Genomic DNA, 16,064 nt, shown 5'->3' with positions numbered 1-16,064 from the left:
TACAACACAACAACAACTATGAGCGACGCTATTAAACACGAATGTGGAATTGCCTTACTTAGACTATTAAAACCATTAGAATACTATAGAGAAAAATATGGTACGGCTTTTTACGGGGTAGAAAAAATGTACCTTTTAATGGAAAAACAACACAATCGCGGACAAGACGGTGCCGGTTTTGCTAGTATTAAACTAGACGTAAAACCAGGTCAAAGATATATTAGCAGAATACGTTCTAATCAAGCACAACCTATTCAGGATATTTTCGGACAAATTAACACCAGAATTTCTGAGGAATTAGCTAAAAATCCGTCGTATCAAAATAACGTAGCGTTACAAAAAGAAAACATTCCTTATGTAGGCGAATTATTTTTAGGACACGTTCGTTATGGTACTTTCGGGAAAAACAGCATTGAAAGCGTTCATCCTTTTTTACGTCAAAACAATTGGATGCACAGAAATCTATTAGTTGCTGGAAACTTCAATATGACTAATGTTAAAGAATTATTTCAAGACTTAGTTGATGTAGGTCAACATCCAAAATTAATGGCAGACACGGTAACCGTTATGGAAAAAATCGGTCATTTTTTAGATGATGAAATTACACAATTGTATTTAGATTGCAAAAACGAAGGACTTACAAAATTAGAAGCTTCGCCAGTAATTGCAGAGCGATTAAATATTGGAAGAATATTAAAAAGAGCCTCTAAAAACTTTGATGGAGGATATGCTATGGCTGGACTTTTAGGCCACGGAGATTCTTTTGTGGTTAGAGATCCAAACGGAATCCGACCAGCATATTATTACCAAGATGATGAAATTGTGGTAGTAGCTTCAGAGCGCCCAGTTATTCAAACCGTTTTTAATGTAGCATTCGATGACGTGAAAGAATTAGAAGCGGGTGATGCTATTATTGTTAAGAAAAACGGAAATGTACTGTTCGAAAATATTAGAGAATGTGTAGATAAAAAAGCCTGTTCTTTCGAAAGAATTTATTTTTCTCGCGGAAGCGACGCCGAAATATATCAAGAAAGAAAATTATTAGGAAAATATGTTTTTCCAAGCGTTTTAAATGAAATTGAAAACGACATACATAATTCGGTATTCTCATTTATTCCAAATACGGCGGAAACTTCTTTTTATGGAATGGCTGAAGCGGCTCAAAAATTCTTAGACGAACAAAAGGTTAAAGATATTATTTCACAAAAAGACACTTTAGACGAAAAAGGGTTAAACGAAATTTTAGCAGAAAAAGTTCGTACCGAAAAAATAGCTATTAAAGATGTAAAACTGCGTACTTTCATTACAGAAGATAGTAGTAGAGATGAAATGGTAGCACACGTTTACGACATTACATACGGCGTGGTAAAACCAAAAGATAATTTGGTAATTATTGATGACAGTATTGTTCGTGGTACGACATTAAAACAAAGCATCATTAAAATTTTAGACCGATTACATCCTAAGAAAATTGTGGTAGTTTCTTCGGCTCCTCAAATTAGATATCCTGATTGTTACGGAATTGATATGAGTACTCTAGAAGGTTTTATCGCTTTTAAAGCGGCCTTAGAACTTTTAAAAGAAACCAATCAGTATCAAATTGTAGAAGACGTTTATAAAAAATGTAAAGCACAACAAGGGTTAAAAGATACAGAAGTTGTAAATCACGTAAAAGAAATATACAATCCGTTTACAGATGAGCAAATTTCAGATAAAATGGCAGAAATGCTAACTTCAAAAGAAGTGAAAGCAAAAGTGAAAATTATTTTTCAAAAAGTAGAAGATTTACACAAAGCGTGTCCCAAAAATTTAGGCGATTGGTACTTCACTGGAAACTATCCAACACCTGGAGGAAACCGAGTTGTAAATACTGCTTTTATCAACTTTTATGAAGGAAATGGAGCGCGCGCTTATTAAAAAAGTGCATTTCATCGAGAATATTTGCAATACAACAATTATTTTGTTTTAGTAAAATAACTTGATATACTTTTACCTCACCAGAAAATTAGTAGGTTAAGTTTTATGGTAGATTTGGGGCAAAAGGGGTGAAAAGAAATTTTCACCTTTTTTATTTTATATACTTTCCAGACAAATCTTTTTTATTTTTTCACTTTTTGTTTTTGAATTTACTAAATTCGCTAATGGAAACTTAAATTTTCCTAAAAATGAAAAACACACTCCAAAACACATATAATTTTATTTTTGAAGAAAGTTTGATAAACGAAATTTCAGAAGTTTCTAAAATTCACGATTTCAAAGAAGGCGATATTATTATAGATTTTAATGAAAACATTAAAAATATGCCTTTAATGTTAACCGGAGCCATTAAAATTTTACGTGAAGATTTTGACGAAGGGGAACTACTTTTATATTTTATAGAAAAAGGAGATACTTGCGCTATGTCTATGCAGTGTTGCTTAGGAAATGCTAAAAGTGAAATCCGCGCCATTGCAGAAACGGACGGACAACTAATTTTAATTCCGGTAGCTAAAATGAACGAATGGCTTGGGAAATATGCCACTTGGAGAAATTTTGTATTTAACAGCTATAACAATCGATTGAAAGAAATGCTAACAACAATTGATCATTTAGCATTTATGAATATGGATGAACGATTAATAAATTATCTTTTAGAAAAATCTAAAATTAATACGTCCAACCAAATTAATAAAACACATCAAGAAATTGCTTACGATTTAAATACGTCAAGAGTCGTAATTTCCCGAATTTTAAAAGCTTTAGAAAACAAAGGAAAAATTAAATTGAATAGAGCGTATATTGAGTTGTTGTAATCTAACTTTCATTCACTAAAACAAAAATCCCACCTTTGTAACACTTGTTACTGTACACTATTTTTAATGCGTTTACATTTGCCTCATAATTAATTTAGGATTATGAAAAAATTTAAACACACTATTTTAAGTTCAGCAGTATTATTTTCTGTTTTTGGATTGGCACAAGACACGCTGTCCATTTCTAAAAACGATATTTCTAAGAAAATAGCTTCAACTAATTTACAAGTAAAAATTGCTGAAAAAAATGCCCAATCCGCAAAAGCAGATTACAATCAGGCAAAAGCAGTTTTCTTGCCAAATATTTCGGTTTCACACACCGGAATTTCTACTACAAATCCATTAATGGCATTTGGTTCAAAATTAAACCAAGAAATTTTAACCGCTTCCGATTTTAATCCAGCGTTGTTAAACGATCCTGCAAAAACACAAAATTTTGCAACGAAATTTGAAATTCAACAACCTCTTATTAATATAGATGGTTTTTATGGAAGACAAGCCGCTAAAGCCAAAATGGAGGCGTTTCAATTACAAACCGAACGCACTAAGGAATATTTAGAATTAGAAGTTTCTAAAGCATATATGCAATTACAATTGGCATATAAAGCCGTTAAAGTTTTAGAAAAAGCAAATACCACAGGAAAAGCCAATTTGAAATTAGTAGAAAATTATTTCAAACAAGGTATGTTGCAAAAAACTGATTTGTTAAACGTACAAGTTCGTGTAAATGAAATTGCCAATCAGTTGCAATATGCAAAAAGCAATGTGCAAAATGCTTCAGATTATTTAGGGTTTTTATTAAACGAAGACACGCAAGGAAAAGTGTATAAACCATCTGAAGCATTAGAAAACACCATTTCAATTGAACCTATAAATACTACTTTATCCGAAAACAGAAAAGACATTCAAGCGATGTATAAATCTTCTGAAGCGTATGCAAAAATGTTACAATCTTCAAAAATGACATTTTTACCAAGACTAAACGCTTTTGGAAGTTATGAAATGTACGATGCAACTGTTTTAGGAACTTCAGCAAAAGGCTATTTAGTTGGTGCCCAGTTATCTTGGAATATTTTTGATGGTTACAAATCTATTGGAAAATATGAAAAAGCAAAAGCCGAATCTCAAAAAGCTGATGTAGAAAAAGAACAATATACTAAGCAAAGTCAATTGGAATTAAACAAAACCAATCGCCAATTAATAGATGCAGAAAACAAAGTGAATTTGTCGAAATTAGCTTTCGAACAATCGCAAGAAGTATACAGAATTCGCCAAAACAGATTTGCACAAGGTTTAGAAAAAACTACCGATTTATTGCAATCTGAAACACAAATGATTCAAAAAGAATTAGAGCAATTACAAGCGGTTTTTGAATATAATTTTACCAAACAATATTTACAGTTTTTAACGAAATAGCATAACATAACAACATTCAAACAATACAGATTTAAGAAATTTAATAAATTATTAAAATTAATATGATTGCTCTAATCAGTGGTTCAAAAGAAAATAAGTAACAACAACATCAGTGAAGATTTCTCGAATTTATCTAATCTGTGTTTTAAAAATAAATTTTATATTATGAAAAAAACAACCATTTTAGGCCTTTCCACTTTAGTATTATTTTCTTGTGGAAAAGAAGCAAAAGAAGTAACCAATAACGAACCAGTTATTAAAATTGTAGTAAACGGTTCTGCTGCTAATAACTCAGAATTTATTACCGCAAGCGGAAAAACCGAGGCAGAAAGTAGTGCTAATTTAAGTACAAGAATGATGGGTTATGTAACTAAAGTTTATGTAAAAACAGGTCAAAAAGTTGGCGCTGGACAACTATTAGTAAGTATCAATAGTTCCGATTTAGAAGCTAAAAAAGCACAAGTTGATGCTTCAATACTTCAAGCAACAGCTGCATACAACAATGCTAAAAAAGATTATGATCGTTTTGTGAATTTATTTGCACAACAAAGTGCTTCTCAAAAAGAGTTAGATGATATGACGTCTCGTTACGAAATGGCAAAAGCAGGTTTAGCTGGTGCGAAACAAATGCGAAATGAGGTTATGGCGCAGTTTTCGTATTCTAATATTACCGCTCCATTTTCTGGTGAAGTTACCAATACTTTTATAAAAGAAGGTGATATGGCAAATCCAGGTATGCCTTTAGTAAGTATAGAAGGCGCATCAAGAATGCAAGTAACTGCTATGGTTTCTGAAAGTGATATTACCAAAATTACAAACGGAATGCCTGTAAAAATAATGGTAAAATCTTTAAATAAAGAAGTATCAGGAAAGGTTTCTGAAGTCAGCGGTTCAGCAAAAAACACGGGTGGACAATATTTAGTGAAAGTGACTTTAAATTCAAATTATAAATCAATATTATCAGGAATGTTTGTAAACGTACAATTTCTAATTGCCAATACACCAAAGTCAGAAATTACGGTAAAATCAGATAAAGTAATGGTTCCTGAAAGTGCTTTAGTAAAACAAGGACAACTAACAGGGATTTATACGATTGCCAATGGTAAAACTGCTATTTTAAGATGGGTAAGAACTGGTAAAACTTATGACAACCAAGTAGAGGTATTGTCAGGTTTATCGGCAAACGAGCAATATATTGTTTCATCAGAAGGCAAATTGTATAACGGAGCTAAAGTGTCAATAAATTAGATTTTTTTTATTAAAAATCTAAAGATCCAACAATCTAAAAATCTAAAAAATGCAAGAAGGTATATCAGGTAAAATTGCTCATTTTTTCATCAATTCAAAATTAACCATATTATTAATGGTGGGTTTGATGATTATAGGTGTGTATAGTTCGTTCTTAATTCCACGTGAAGAAGAACCACAAATTAATGTTCCAATGGCAGATATTATGATTGGCTATCCAGGTGCAAGTCCAGCAGAAGTGGAAAGTCGAGTTATCAAGCCATTAGAAAAAGTATTGTCTAATATTAAAGGCGTAGAACATTTACATAGTATGGCAATGAATGGTCAGGCTATGATAATTGTTCAGTTTTATGTTGGTGAAGATTCAGAACGCTCGTATGTAAAATTATACGATGAGTTAATGAAAAACGAAAATATGTTTCCAAAAGGCGTATTTAAACCTATGGTAAAAACACGTTCTATTGACGATGTACCTGTGTTAGGATTAACGCTTTGGAGCGAAAAATTAAATGATTTTGAAATTCGTCAAATTGCGGAAGAAGTTACCTCGGAAATTGAAAAAGTAAAAGATGTTGCCATTACTAAAGAAATTGGAGGAAGAACACGCGAATTAAAAGTTGTTTTAGACAAAGATAAAATGGCCGAAAACGGCGTGGATGCTTTAGGAATTATGCAAATGATTCAAGCCAATAACGGCAGTTCACAATCTGGAAGTTTTGTCGCCAATGATAAAGAATATTTATTAACTACAGGAGAATTTTTAGCCACTTCTGAAGATGTTGAAAATTTGGTAGTGGGTGTAAACGCAAATATGCCTGTATATTTAAGACAAGTGGCTACAATTCAAGACGGCCCTTCAACACCAAGAAGTTATGTGTCTTTTGGATACGGAAAAGCGAATGAAAAGTATACGAAAAACAAATCAGAATATCCAGCTGTTACAATTTCAATTGGAAAAGTAAAAGGTGCGGATGCGATGAAAATTTCGGATAAAATCATTGAGAAAGTTGAGACTTTAAAAAAGACTTTAATTACCGATGATGTTCACGTAGAAGTTTCCAGAAATTACGGTGAAACGGCATCACATAAAGTAGGTGAATTATTAATGCACTTAGGTGTGGCAATTATTGCCGTAACACTTTTGGTAATGCTAGCTATGGGTTGGCGCGGAGGTTTAGTAGTTTTCTTTTCTGTACCATTAACATTTGCTTTAACGTTGTTTGCTTATTATATGTTAGGTTATACATTAAACAGAATTACGCTTTTCGCTTTAGTTTTTGTAGTTGGAATTGTAGTAGATGACAGTATTATCATTGCCGAAAATATGCACCGCCATTTTAAAATGAAGCGATTGCCGTTCAAACAAGCTGCGATTTACGCGATTAATGAAGTTGGAAACCCAACCATTTTAGCCACATTTACAGTAATTGCTGCTATTTTACCAATGGCTTTCGTATCTGGAATGATGGGACCATATATGAGTCCGATGCCAATTGGTGCATCTATTGCAATGTTATTGTCGTTGTTTGTTGCTTTAACGGTTACGCCTTATTTAGGGTATCATTTATTACACGAAAAAGAAGAACAAGAACACAAAGCAGATCAAGGTATAGAAACCTCTTGGATTTATAAGTTATATAATAAAATTGAACGTCCATTTTTAGAAAATTCTACGAAACGCAGAGTAATGTTAGGAATTACAGTGGTTTTATTAGCAGGTTCGGTATTGATGTTTTTCACGAAATCAGTTTTAGTTAAAATGTTGCCTTTCGATAATAAAAACGAATTCCAAGTGGTAATTGATATGCCAGAAGGGACTACGTTAGAAAGAACAGCCGCGGTAACGCAAGAAATCGCACAATATTTAACTACAATTCCAGAAGTAGTTAATTATCAAAACTATATTGGAACTTCTGCGCCGATTACGTTTAACGGACTGGTTCGTCATTACGATTTACGCGGTGGAAGCAATATGGCCGACATCCAAGTTAATTTATTACATAAAGAAGATAGAGATTTACAAAGTCACGATATCGCGAAAGTAGTTCGTCCAGAAGTGCAAAAAATTGCAAAAAAATATGGTGCAAATGTTAAAATTATCGAAGTGCCACCAGGACCTCCAGTATTATCCACATTGGTTGCAGAAATTTACGGACCTGATTACAAACAACAAATTGAAGTAGCCAATCAAGTAAAAGGTATTTTAGAAAAAACGACTGATATTGTGGATATTGATTGGTATGTAGAAGACAATCAAACTGAATATAAATTAGAAATTGACAAAGAAAAAGCGATGTTAAATGGCGTTGCTCCTCAACAGGTTGTTGGTAATTTAACCTATTTGTTAAAAGAATATCCAATTTCAAATTTATACGATGAAAATTCAAATAACAGTGTTGGAATTCTTCTTTCTTTAGATGATAAAGACAAAACCTCACTTCAAGATATTCAGAATTTAAAAATAAAAGGAAGTCGTGGAAATGTTGTTCCAGTTTCAGATTTGGTAAAAGTAAAAGAAGATGTCTTACAAAAAACCATTTATAGAAAAGATCAAAAACGAGTAGTTTATGTAACAGCTGATATGGCTGGAGAATTAGAAAGTCCAGTATATGCCATTTTAGGAATGAACGAAGAATTGCAAAAAATGAAACTTCCAGCGGGTTATAAAGTTAACGAATTGTACATGGAACAACCTTCAGATGAAAGTGATTTCACCGTAAAATGGGATGGAGAATGGCAAATTACGTTAGAGGTTTTCCGTGATTTAGGAATTGCATTTGGAGTAGTAATTGTAATTATTTATATGTTAATTGTAGGATGGTTCCAAAACTTTAAAACACCAATTGTTATGATGATGGCGATTCCACTTTCGTTAGTTGGAATTGTATTCGGACACTGGTTGTTAGGTGCTTATTTTACAGCCACTTCATTTATTGGAATGATTGCTTTAGCAGGAGTAATGGTGCGAAATTCGGTCTTACTTATCGATTTTATTGAAATCCGACTAAACGAAGGTATTCCATTAAAACAAGCCATTATTGAAGCGGGCGCTGTAAGAACGACTCCAATTTTATTAACTACTGGAGCTGTTGTAATTGGAGCGGTCATTATATTATTCGACCCAATTTTTCAAGGATTAGCCATATCACTTGTTTTTGGAGCGATTGTATCTACAGTATTAACATTATTAGTAGTGCCAATTATTTACTATATCACGGAAAGAAAAAAGTGGGAAAATAAAAGTACTGAGGAAATAAACCAATAAAAAATGATCTTATGAAACTAGTAATAATAACATCAATTTCAGAATTTGAAAAAGAAATAAAACAAATTTTGGTAAAAGCAAATGTGAAAAATTTTTCATACAAAGATGTAGTTGGATACCACAACTCAAGTGGGGAAGCCATAGGAGAAAATTGGTTTGCTACAGAAATGAATGAAAATGAAAGTATGTTGTTTTATGCTTTTGTACCGGTTGAAAATGTGGATCTGATCTTTAATGCTATATCTAAATTTAATTTGCAACAAGAAACCATATCAAAAATTCATGTAGCAACAATAAATATTGAAAAATCAAATTAATTAAAAAAAATAAGTATGAAAAATAGAATCATCCGTGCCATAGCAGGAAGTTTTGTACTGATTAGTATTTTACTTTCTATATATGTTAACCAAAATTGGTTGTGGTTTACCGCCTTTGTAGGGGCAAATTTATTGCAATCATCCATCACCAAATGGTGTTTAATGGAAGATATTTTAGCCAAATTAGGCGTTAAAGACTAACAAAAAAGCCGTTCTGAGAAATCAGAACGGCTTTATATTTTATATAAAACCAGTTTACACCACTTTTAAAATATAATAGTTTTTCTTTCCTTTTTGAAGTAAAACGAATGTGTTCGCAATTAAATCGTTTGTTGAAATTATATATTCTTCTGTAACTTTTACTTTATTTACGGAAACGGCATTTTCTTTTAACGCTCTTCTGGTTTCATTCCCTGAAGATAAAAATCCAGATTTCACAAAGGCATCTACAATTGGGTAACCCGCTTCAATTTCTGCTAAAGTAACTTCCGCTTGGTCTAAACTTTGGAAAACATCTGCTAACGTTTTTAAATCTAATAGTTTTAAATCGTCAACGGTTGGTTTAAAGAACGCTTGTGAAGCAAAAACGGCTTTTTCATGTTCTGCTGCACCGTGAATCATAACTGTTACTTCCTCGGCTAATTTCTTCTGTAATACTCGTAAATGTGGCGCTTCAACGTGTTCCGCTAATAACGCATCAATCGTAGCTTTGTCTAAGAATGTGAATATCTTAATATATTTTTCTGCATCAACATCAGTCGTATTGAACCAAAATTGGTAAAATTCGTATGGAGACGTTTTATCAGCATCCAACCAAATGTTTCCTTTTTCCGATTTTCCGAATTTCGAACCATCTGCTTTTGTAATTAATGGGCAAGTCATTGCGAACGCTTTTCCTTCCGTTTCAGAATCTACGTTCATTCTACGAATTAATTCTGTACCAGTAGTGATATTTCCCCATTGGTCGCTTCCACCCATTTGTAATTTACAATTGTGGTGTTTGTGCAAATGATAAAAATCGTATCCTTGAATTAATTGGTACGTAAATTCTGTAAAACTCATTCCTTCGCCTTCACCAGACAAACGTTTTTTTACAGAATCTTTACTCATCATATAGTTAACCGTGATGCGTTTTCCTACTTCACGAACAAAATCAATGAACGAGAAATCTTTCATCCAATCGTAATTGTTGACTAAAACAGGGGCTTGTGCATCGGTAGCATTGAAATCTAAAAATCGAGATAATACTCCTTTAATTCCTTCTACATTGTGATTTAAAGTGGCTTCATCTAATAAATTTCTTTCGTTTGATTTTCCTGATGGATCACCAATCATACCTGTTGCACCGCCGACTAAAGCGTAAGGTTTATGTCCGAATTTTCGTAAATGCATCAATAGAATAATAGGCACCAAACTTCCAATATGTAACGAATCTGAAGTAGGATCAAAACCGATATAAACAGCAGTTGGCTCTTTTAAAAGTTGCTCTTCTGTTCCTGGCATCGCATCGTGTACCAGACCTCTCCATTGTAATTCTTCAATTAAATTCTTCATTTTATTTTATTTTTATTTCTTCACCCAAAGCTTCAGGGTCTTCATTATTTTCTAAAATATCTATTGTTGGTGCTGTAAATTCTTGTTCATTAGCTATACTTCTGTTTAAAGACAAAACCAAACTTGGTAATAAAATTAAGTTGGTTAACATTCCGAATAATAGCGTAATGGAAACCAAACCTCCTAAAGCCACTGTTCCTCCGAAATCCGATAAAGTGAATACCGAAAAACCGAACAATAATACGAAAGAAGTATAAAACATACTCGGTCCTTCTTCTTCTAATGTGGAGAAGATTGATTTTTTAATTTTCCAATTATTTCTTACCAATTCTTGTCGGTATTGCGCTAAGAATCGAATCGTATCATCTACTGAAAGTCCGAACGCAATTCCGAAAACCAATATAGTAGAAGGCTTAATAGGAATGCCTAAATAACCCATCAATCCAGCCGTGGCTAATAAGGGTAATAAATTCGGAATCAAAGCAACAAAAATCATTTTCACCGAACGGAATAAGAAAAAGATTAAAGCACCTGTTAAGGCTAAAGCGAATAATAACGATTCTATTAAATTGTCTAATAAATAACTGGTTCCTTTTTGAAACAATAAGGCTTTTCCAGTAATAGTAACTGTGAAACGTTCTTTTGGAAATAATTTATTGATTCGGTCATTTAATTTTTCTTCCACTTTTACCATTTCATCTGTGCTGACTTCTCTCATAAAAGTTGAGATTCGAGCATATTGCCCAGTGGAATCTACATAACTTTTCAGTGGATTATTTTTGCTGTCTTTCGACGAATTTTTCAAATAAGGTAAAATAAAGGCTTGCTCTTGTGAATCGGGTAAATCATAAAAAGCGGGATTTCCGTTATAATACGCTTGTTTCGAAAACTTCACTAAATTGACAATAGAAACCGGTTTTGAAAGTTCAGGAATGGCTTCAATTTCCGATTGCAATTCGTCCATTTTCTTTAAGGTTGAAATTTTCATCACTCCTTTTTTACGCTTGGTATCAATTAAAATCTCAACAGGTAACACCCCTTTAAATTCTTTTTCGAAGAAACGAATGTCTTCAAAAAACGGCGTGCTTTTTGGCATATCTTCTAAAATGCTTCCAGAAATATTTATTTTATAAACGCCAATAATTCCTAAAATTAATATACCAACTGCAACCGAGTACACACGAACATTATGATATTTTACTTGGTTGATAATCCAATTTTTAAAATTTACCAAATAGCCGCGTTCTAAATGTTCTAAATGTCTCGCTTTTGGAATCGGCATAAAACTGAAGAAAATTGGAATCACAAATAAACTCAGCACAAAAAGTGCCATAATGTTTATCGACGTTACAATTCCAAATTCTTGTAATAATTTATTATCGGTAATAATGAACGTTGCAAAACCTACCGCTGTTGTCACATTTGTAATGAAAGTTGCGGTTCCTACTTTGGTTAAAACACGTTGTAAACCTTTCGCTCTGTTTCCATGAGCCCGCGTTTCTTGATGGTATTTATTGGTTAAGAAAATACAATTCGGAATACCAATAATTACAATTAATGAAGGTACTAAAGCAGTTAAAACAGTAATTTCGTAACGCAATAATCCCAAAAATCCGAAAGACCACATCACGCCAATCATCACCACAAAAAGCGCCATCATGGTTGTGCGAAAGGATCGAAAAAAGAAATAAAAGATTAAAGAGGTTACCAGTAAAGTAGCACCAATAAATAAGCCAATTTCGCTAATAATAGCTTTGGCATTCATGGTTCTTATATAAGGCATTCCTGAAACTTTGATATCTGTTTTGGTAGTTTCCTTAAACGTTTCTATAGCTGGAATTAGTTTATTTAAAACAAATTCTTTTCTTTCGGGTTTGTTTACTATGTCTTTTTTCAAATAAATTACACTTCTAACAATACCACTTTTTTTATTGAACAATAAGCTTTCGTAAAAAGGCATTTTGTTTAATAAATCTTGTTTTTTAGCATTCAAATAAGCAGCATCGGCGACTTTGTTTTGATCTATAAAAGGTTTTGTCTGAAAGGTTTGTAACGAATCGTTTTTAACTAAATCTTGAATTTCATTGAATGATAAAACACCTTCGACTTCTTTGTTTTTTGCAATAGAACGCATCATATCATTCCACGCTTTAAAAGTAGTTGGTTTAAAAACATCGGCACTTTTTACGGCAAAAATGATGACATTTCCTTCTTCACCAAACTTTTTTAAAAAATCTTTATAAGCTATATTTTCTTTATGGTCGTTGGGTAATAAATTGGCTTCAGTTTGTGTAAAACGAATATATTTCCATTGCGATGCCATAAAAATAGTAAACAAAGCAATGCACAAAAGCACCCAATGTCTATTTCTTAAAAGCGTACGCGCTACAAAATTCCAAAAACTGGTGTTTAACCACTTCGTCATGATATGATTTTAGGCTGCAAAGGTAAGAATTATGATGAATTATATCCCCAAGTTCAATGTAAAAGATAGTTTTATGGCAATATTTTGATCAAATGTTGATAATTGATACGGTCCGTATCTGTAATAAGTAGATAAACCAAAGCCTTTAAAAATATTTTGAAGTTCAAATCCACTTTCATAAAAACCTTTTTCCATAGTTTTAAATGTGATTCCTTGATGATTTTCAGGATGAGAAAAACCTCCAAAAGCCACTTTACTTCCAACCACTAAAATAGGTTTAATGCTTTTTGAAATTTGAAATTTATTAAAGTAGTGCTTCATCTGAAAAAGTGAATACCTGTCTGAGAAAAATTCATTGAAATACATAGTCTCAAAAGACGTTTTATTAGCAAATGTAATTCGACTTAAAATGGCATCTCGGTCTAAATTATTTGGCGCTACACTATATAAATGCGATAGTGGTGCGTTGCCTAAACTAATTCCTCCTTGTAATAAAAAAGTGGTTTTTTGCCCAGACAAATGTTTCTTTTCTTGATAAACTCGGGCATCTATTTTTGTAAATTCAATATTTTCGCTCAATACATTTGGAATGGCTTGAGACACTTGCAAAATTATTTTTGGAAAACCTTTTTCTACTTCTAATATTTCTTGTGGCGCTTGTAAAAATCTACTATTTGGGGACCATTCTAAACTTAAAGTCGCCAACGTTAAATTGTACACTTTATAAGATTTATTTGGAGCAATAAATTCATAATCAAATAAAGGATTGATTCTGGAACGATTTATTTTAAAAGTAGTTTCAATTTTAGAAATGAATTTCGATTCAAAAGTCAGTTCATACGATTGATGATTATAAAATGTAGAAAGATTAAAGGGACGAGGATCTATAAGTCTAAATCGTTTATTGTCTGCTATAAGAGATAAATCGGCAAATTCAATAATATCATCTGTGAAGGAACCCGAAATCCAACTATCAGTATTTTTTGAAATCCGAAAAGCACTACCAAGTTGACTTTTAAAAACGCCGTCTTTTGTGCCATAAGCACCATAACCAAACAATCTATAATAAGTCGAAAAGCGGTCATTTGTTGCAAGTCCTAAACCCAAACGAAAACCTTCGTAATTGTTATATTTAAAAATATCTCGAGCTCGAAAATCAAACCAACCAATCGGAATTTGTCCGTTAATTATTTTTTTACCAAAATAAATTTTCTTTTCAATTTTTGTTGCAGTTACTAAACTGTCTAATGTTTGATAGGTGTTTTGTGATCTTATGTCTAACGTATCGTTTGAAATTGTATTAAAAAAAGCAGTATTTGTTTTAATGGCACTTTTATCAATCTGAATTTGATACCGTTGTCTATTTGGAATTTGTTTAAAGTTATAATTGCTATAATCTCTATAAATTTTCACAAACAAATCGTTTGAATAATCATACTTTTTAGTTGTGTTTGGCAGATTGTCAAACTGAATGGTCTCTCCCAAAAAATCAATATTTTGTTTTCCTTTTCCTTTAGTTATCAATATGTTTTGCGAAACTGGAAACCACGATTTTTCTTCATTAAAAGAGTTAAAAATGGTTTCAGTTTTTACATTGATAATGCTATTTATAAAAAAAGTAATTTTAGTAATAGCGTTTGTTTTTAAATCAACAATAGCCACCCCTTTTAATTTGTTTTTTTTGATGCTTTTTTTTAATTCAAAATGCAACACTATTTCATTACCATTTGGTTCAATTAACGTGTCTGTTATTTCAAATTTATATTTAAGTGCGCCATCAGTTGAAAACGGATTTTGAAAAGTAAATTGTAAAATTTTCAATTGTTTTTTACTTAAATCAAAAGGCATAAATTCTTGACCTAATAATTCGTAAACGGGTTGTTTTAAACCAGCCATTTTTAAACCTATGATAGTTTCTTTTTTCTTGCCTTTTTCGATAGAAATTTTTGCTACTTTTTCGGTTTGATAAATATGCTGTTTGGTAATAATTTTTTTGAATTTATAACTTGAAGAATCTATTATAAATTTCGTTTTTCGCTTGTTCTTAAAGACCGTATCAATTGAAGCAGAAATAGAATCTGGATTGGCAGAAATAATTGATTTTTCGTAAAACGTATAGCTAAAATCAGGCGTTTTTATTTGGTTTTTGCTTTGTAATTGAATAATACTAGTTACTAAATTTTCAGTGGCTTCACGGTGCTTTGAAGTTGTCTTTTGAGCCATTGCCACAAAAGAACTAAAAAAAATAAACCACACGAGTATTCTCATTTACAAGAAATTAAAAGCAAATATACAGATAATAAAAAAGCGTCCAATTACATGAACGCTTTTATTTTTTTTCAAAATTTATTTTGCTTCGTTGAAACGTTTTGTTACTTCGTCCCAGTTAATTACATTGAAAAACGCTTCAATATAATCAGGTCTTCTGTTTTGGTAGTTTAAATAATACGCGTGTTCCCAAACGTCTAAACCTAAAACAGGTGTTCCGCCACAACCAATTCCTGGCATTAAAGGGTTATCTTGATTTGGTGAAGAACACACCTCAACTTTTCCACCTTTTTGCACACAAAGCCAAGCCCATCCAGATCCAAAACGAGTGGCTGCAGCTTTAGCAAATTCTGCTTTAAAAGCATCAAACGAACCATAAGCAGTGTCAATTGCAGCTGCTAATTCGCCCGTTGGCAAACCACCACCATTTGGAGACATTACGGTCCAAAATAAATTGTGATTGTAAAAACCACCTCCGTTATTTCTAACCGGCATATTATTCATATCTAAATTGGCCATAATGGCTTCAATAGATTTTCCTTCTAAATCTGTTCCAGCTATAGCAGCATTCAAATTTGTAGTGTAAGCATTGTGATGTTTTGTATGGTGAATTTCCATAGTTCTTGCATCAACATGTGGTTCTAATGCATCATATGCATAAGGTAATTGTGGGAGTTCAAAAGCCATGATTTACTATTTTTTAATGGATTAATTATTTTTTTCAAATTTATAACTTTAACTTTGAAAATAAAATTTTTCCGTCTTAATACTTTCTTAAA

General features: G+C 32.2%; 11 protein-coding genes. 7 read left to right on the top strand and 4 right to left on the bottom strand.

All coding sequences use genetic code 11. The features are described 5' to 3' along the window. Nucleotides 1-18 precede the first annotated feature (18 nt). The 7 genes from ACIQ16_RS00680 to ACIQ16_RS00650 all read left to right on the top strand — a co-directional run bounded on the left by ACIQ16_RS00680 (nucleotide 19) and on the right by ACIQ16_RS00650 (nucleotide 9,239). Nucleotides 19-1,917 carry an amidophosphoribosyltransferase gene (locus tag ACIQ16_RS00680; RefSeq protein ID WP_396148087.1) on the top strand — a complete coding sequence of 633 codons (1,899 nt, stop codon included), beginning with the start codon at nucleotides 19-21 and terminating at the stop codon, nucleotides 1,915-1,917. 248 nt (nucleotides 1,918-2,165) lie between these two features. Then, nucleotides 2,166-2,792 carry a Crp/Fnr family transcriptional regulator gene (locus ACIQ16_RS00675; protein WP_396148086.1) on the top strand — a complete coding sequence of 209 codons (627 nt, stop codon included), beginning with the start codon at nucleotides 2,166-2,168 and terminating at the stop codon, nucleotides 2,790-2,792. A gap of 102 nt (nucleotides 2,793-2,894) precedes the next feature. Then, the gene (locus tag ACIQ16_RS00670; protein WP_396148085.1) at nucleotides 2,895-4,208 is read left to right on the top strand and encodes a TolC family protein; all 1,314 of its coding nucleotides are present in this window, start codon (nucleotides 2,895-2,897) and stop codon (nucleotides 4,206-4,208) included. A 165-nt stretch (nucleotides 4,209-4,373) separates the two neighbouring features. Then, entirely contained in the window at nucleotides 4,374-5,456 is a 1,083-nt protein-coding gene (locus ACIQ16_RS00665; protein ID WP_396148084.1) for an efflux RND transporter periplasmic adaptor subunit, read from the top strand. 49 nt (nucleotides 5,457-5,505) lie between these two features. Then, a complete protein-coding gene (locus tag ACIQ16_RS00660; RefSeq protein WP_396148083.1) occupies nucleotides 5,506-8,721 on the top strand; it encodes an efflux RND transporter permease subunit in 3,216 nt (1,071 codons plus the stop codon). An 11-nt stretch (nucleotides 8,722-8,732) separates the two neighbouring features. Next, nucleotides 8,733-9,038 carry a hypothetical protein gene (locus tag ACIQ16_RS00655; protein ID WP_396148082.1) on the top strand — a complete coding sequence of 102 codons (306 nt, stop codon included), beginning with the start codon at nucleotides 8,733-8,735 and terminating at the stop codon, nucleotides 9,036-9,038. Between the two features lie 15 nt (nucleotides 9,039-9,053). Next, nucleotides 9,054-9,239, top strand: a complete 186-nt coding sequence (locus tag ACIQ16_RS00650; RefSeq protein WP_091311601.1) for a DUF2892 domain-containing protein — start codon at nucleotides 9,054-9,056, stop codon at nucleotides 9,237-9,239. A gap of 54 nt (nucleotides 9,240-9,293) precedes the next feature. Here the strand turns inward: ACIQ16_RS00650 and tyrS are convergent, their stop codons facing one another. The 4 genes from tyrS to ACIQ16_RS00630 form a co-directional block, all read right to left on the bottom strand. Then, complete coding sequence (tyrS, locus tag ACIQ16_RS00645; RefSeq protein ID WP_396148081.1) at nucleotides 9,294-10,592, bottom strand: tyrosine--tRNA ligase; 1,299 nt, start codon at nucleotides 10,590-10,592, stop codon at nucleotides 9,294-9,296. A 1-nt stretch (nucleotide 10,593) separates the two neighbouring features. Further along, entirely contained in the window at nucleotides 10,594-13,017 is a 2,424-nt protein-coding gene (locus ACIQ16_RS00640; protein ID WP_396148080.1) for an RND family transporter, read from the bottom strand. 39 nt (nucleotides 13,018-13,056) lie between these two features. Continuing rightward, entirely contained in the window at nucleotides 13,057-15,285 is a 2,229-nt protein-coding gene (locus ACIQ16_RS00635; protein WP_396148079.1) for a DUF5686 family protein, read from the bottom strand. A 78-nt stretch (nucleotides 15,286-15,363) separates the two neighbouring features. After that, nucleotides 15,364-15,972, bottom strand: coding sequence for a superoxide dismutase (locus ACIQ16_RS00630; protein WP_396148078.1), 609 nt, complete (start codon nucleotides 15,970-15,972; stop codon nucleotides 15,364-15,366). Nucleotides 15,973-16,064: the final 92 nt, after the last annotated feature.

Origin of the sequence: Flavobacterium sp. (assembly GCF_044360715.1) — a bacterium.
In the GTDB taxonomy this organism is placed as follows: Bacteria; Bacteroidota; Bacteroidia; order Flavobacteriales; family Flavobacteriaceae; genus Flavobacterium.
The sequence above is the reverse complement of the archived record's forward strand: the minus strand, read 5'-3'. Positions and strand labels throughout refer to the sequence as shown.

Coding starts and splice junctions, on each gene's coding strand:
- ACIQ16_RS00680 (WP_396148087.1), top strand. CDS start 19: ATGAGCGACGCTATTAAACACGAATGTGGAATTGCCTTACTTAGACTA.
- ACIQ16_RS00675 (WP_396148086.1), top strand. CDS start 2,166: ATGAAAAACACACTCCAAAACACATATAATTTTATTTTTGAAGAAAGT.
- ACIQ16_RS00670 (WP_396148085.1), top strand. CDS start 2,895: ATGAAAAAATTTAAACACACTATTTTAAGTTCAGCAGTATTATTTTCT.
- ACIQ16_RS00665 (WP_396148084.1), top strand. CDS start 4,374: ATGAAAAAAACAACCATTTTAGGCCTTTCCACTTTAGTATTATTTTCT.
- ACIQ16_RS00660 (WP_396148083.1), top strand. CDS start 5,506: ATGCAAGAAGGTATATCAGGTAAAATTGCTCATTTTTTCATCAATTCA.
- ACIQ16_RS00655 (WP_396148082.1), top strand. CDS start 8,733: ATGAAACTAGTAATAATAACATCAATTTCAGAATTTGAAAAAGAAATA.
- ACIQ16_RS00650 (WP_091311601.1), top strand. CDS start 9,054: ATGAAAAATAGAATCATCCGTGCCATAGCAGGAAGTTTTGTACTGATT.
- tyrS (WP_396148081.1), bottom strand. CDS start 10,592: ATGAAGAATTTAATTGAAGAATTACAATGGAGAGGTCTGGTACACGAT.
- ACIQ16_RS00640 (WP_396148080.1), bottom strand. CDS start 13,017: ATGACGAAGTGGTTAAACACCAGTTTTTGGAATTTTGTAGCGCGTACG.
- ACIQ16_RS00635 (WP_396148079.1), bottom strand. CDS start 15,285: ATGAGAATACTCGTGTGGTTTATTTTTTTTAGTTCTTTTGTGGCAATG.
- ACIQ16_RS00630 (WP_396148078.1), bottom strand. CDS start 15,972: ATGGCTTTTGAACTCCCACAATTACCTTATGCATATGATGCATTAGAA.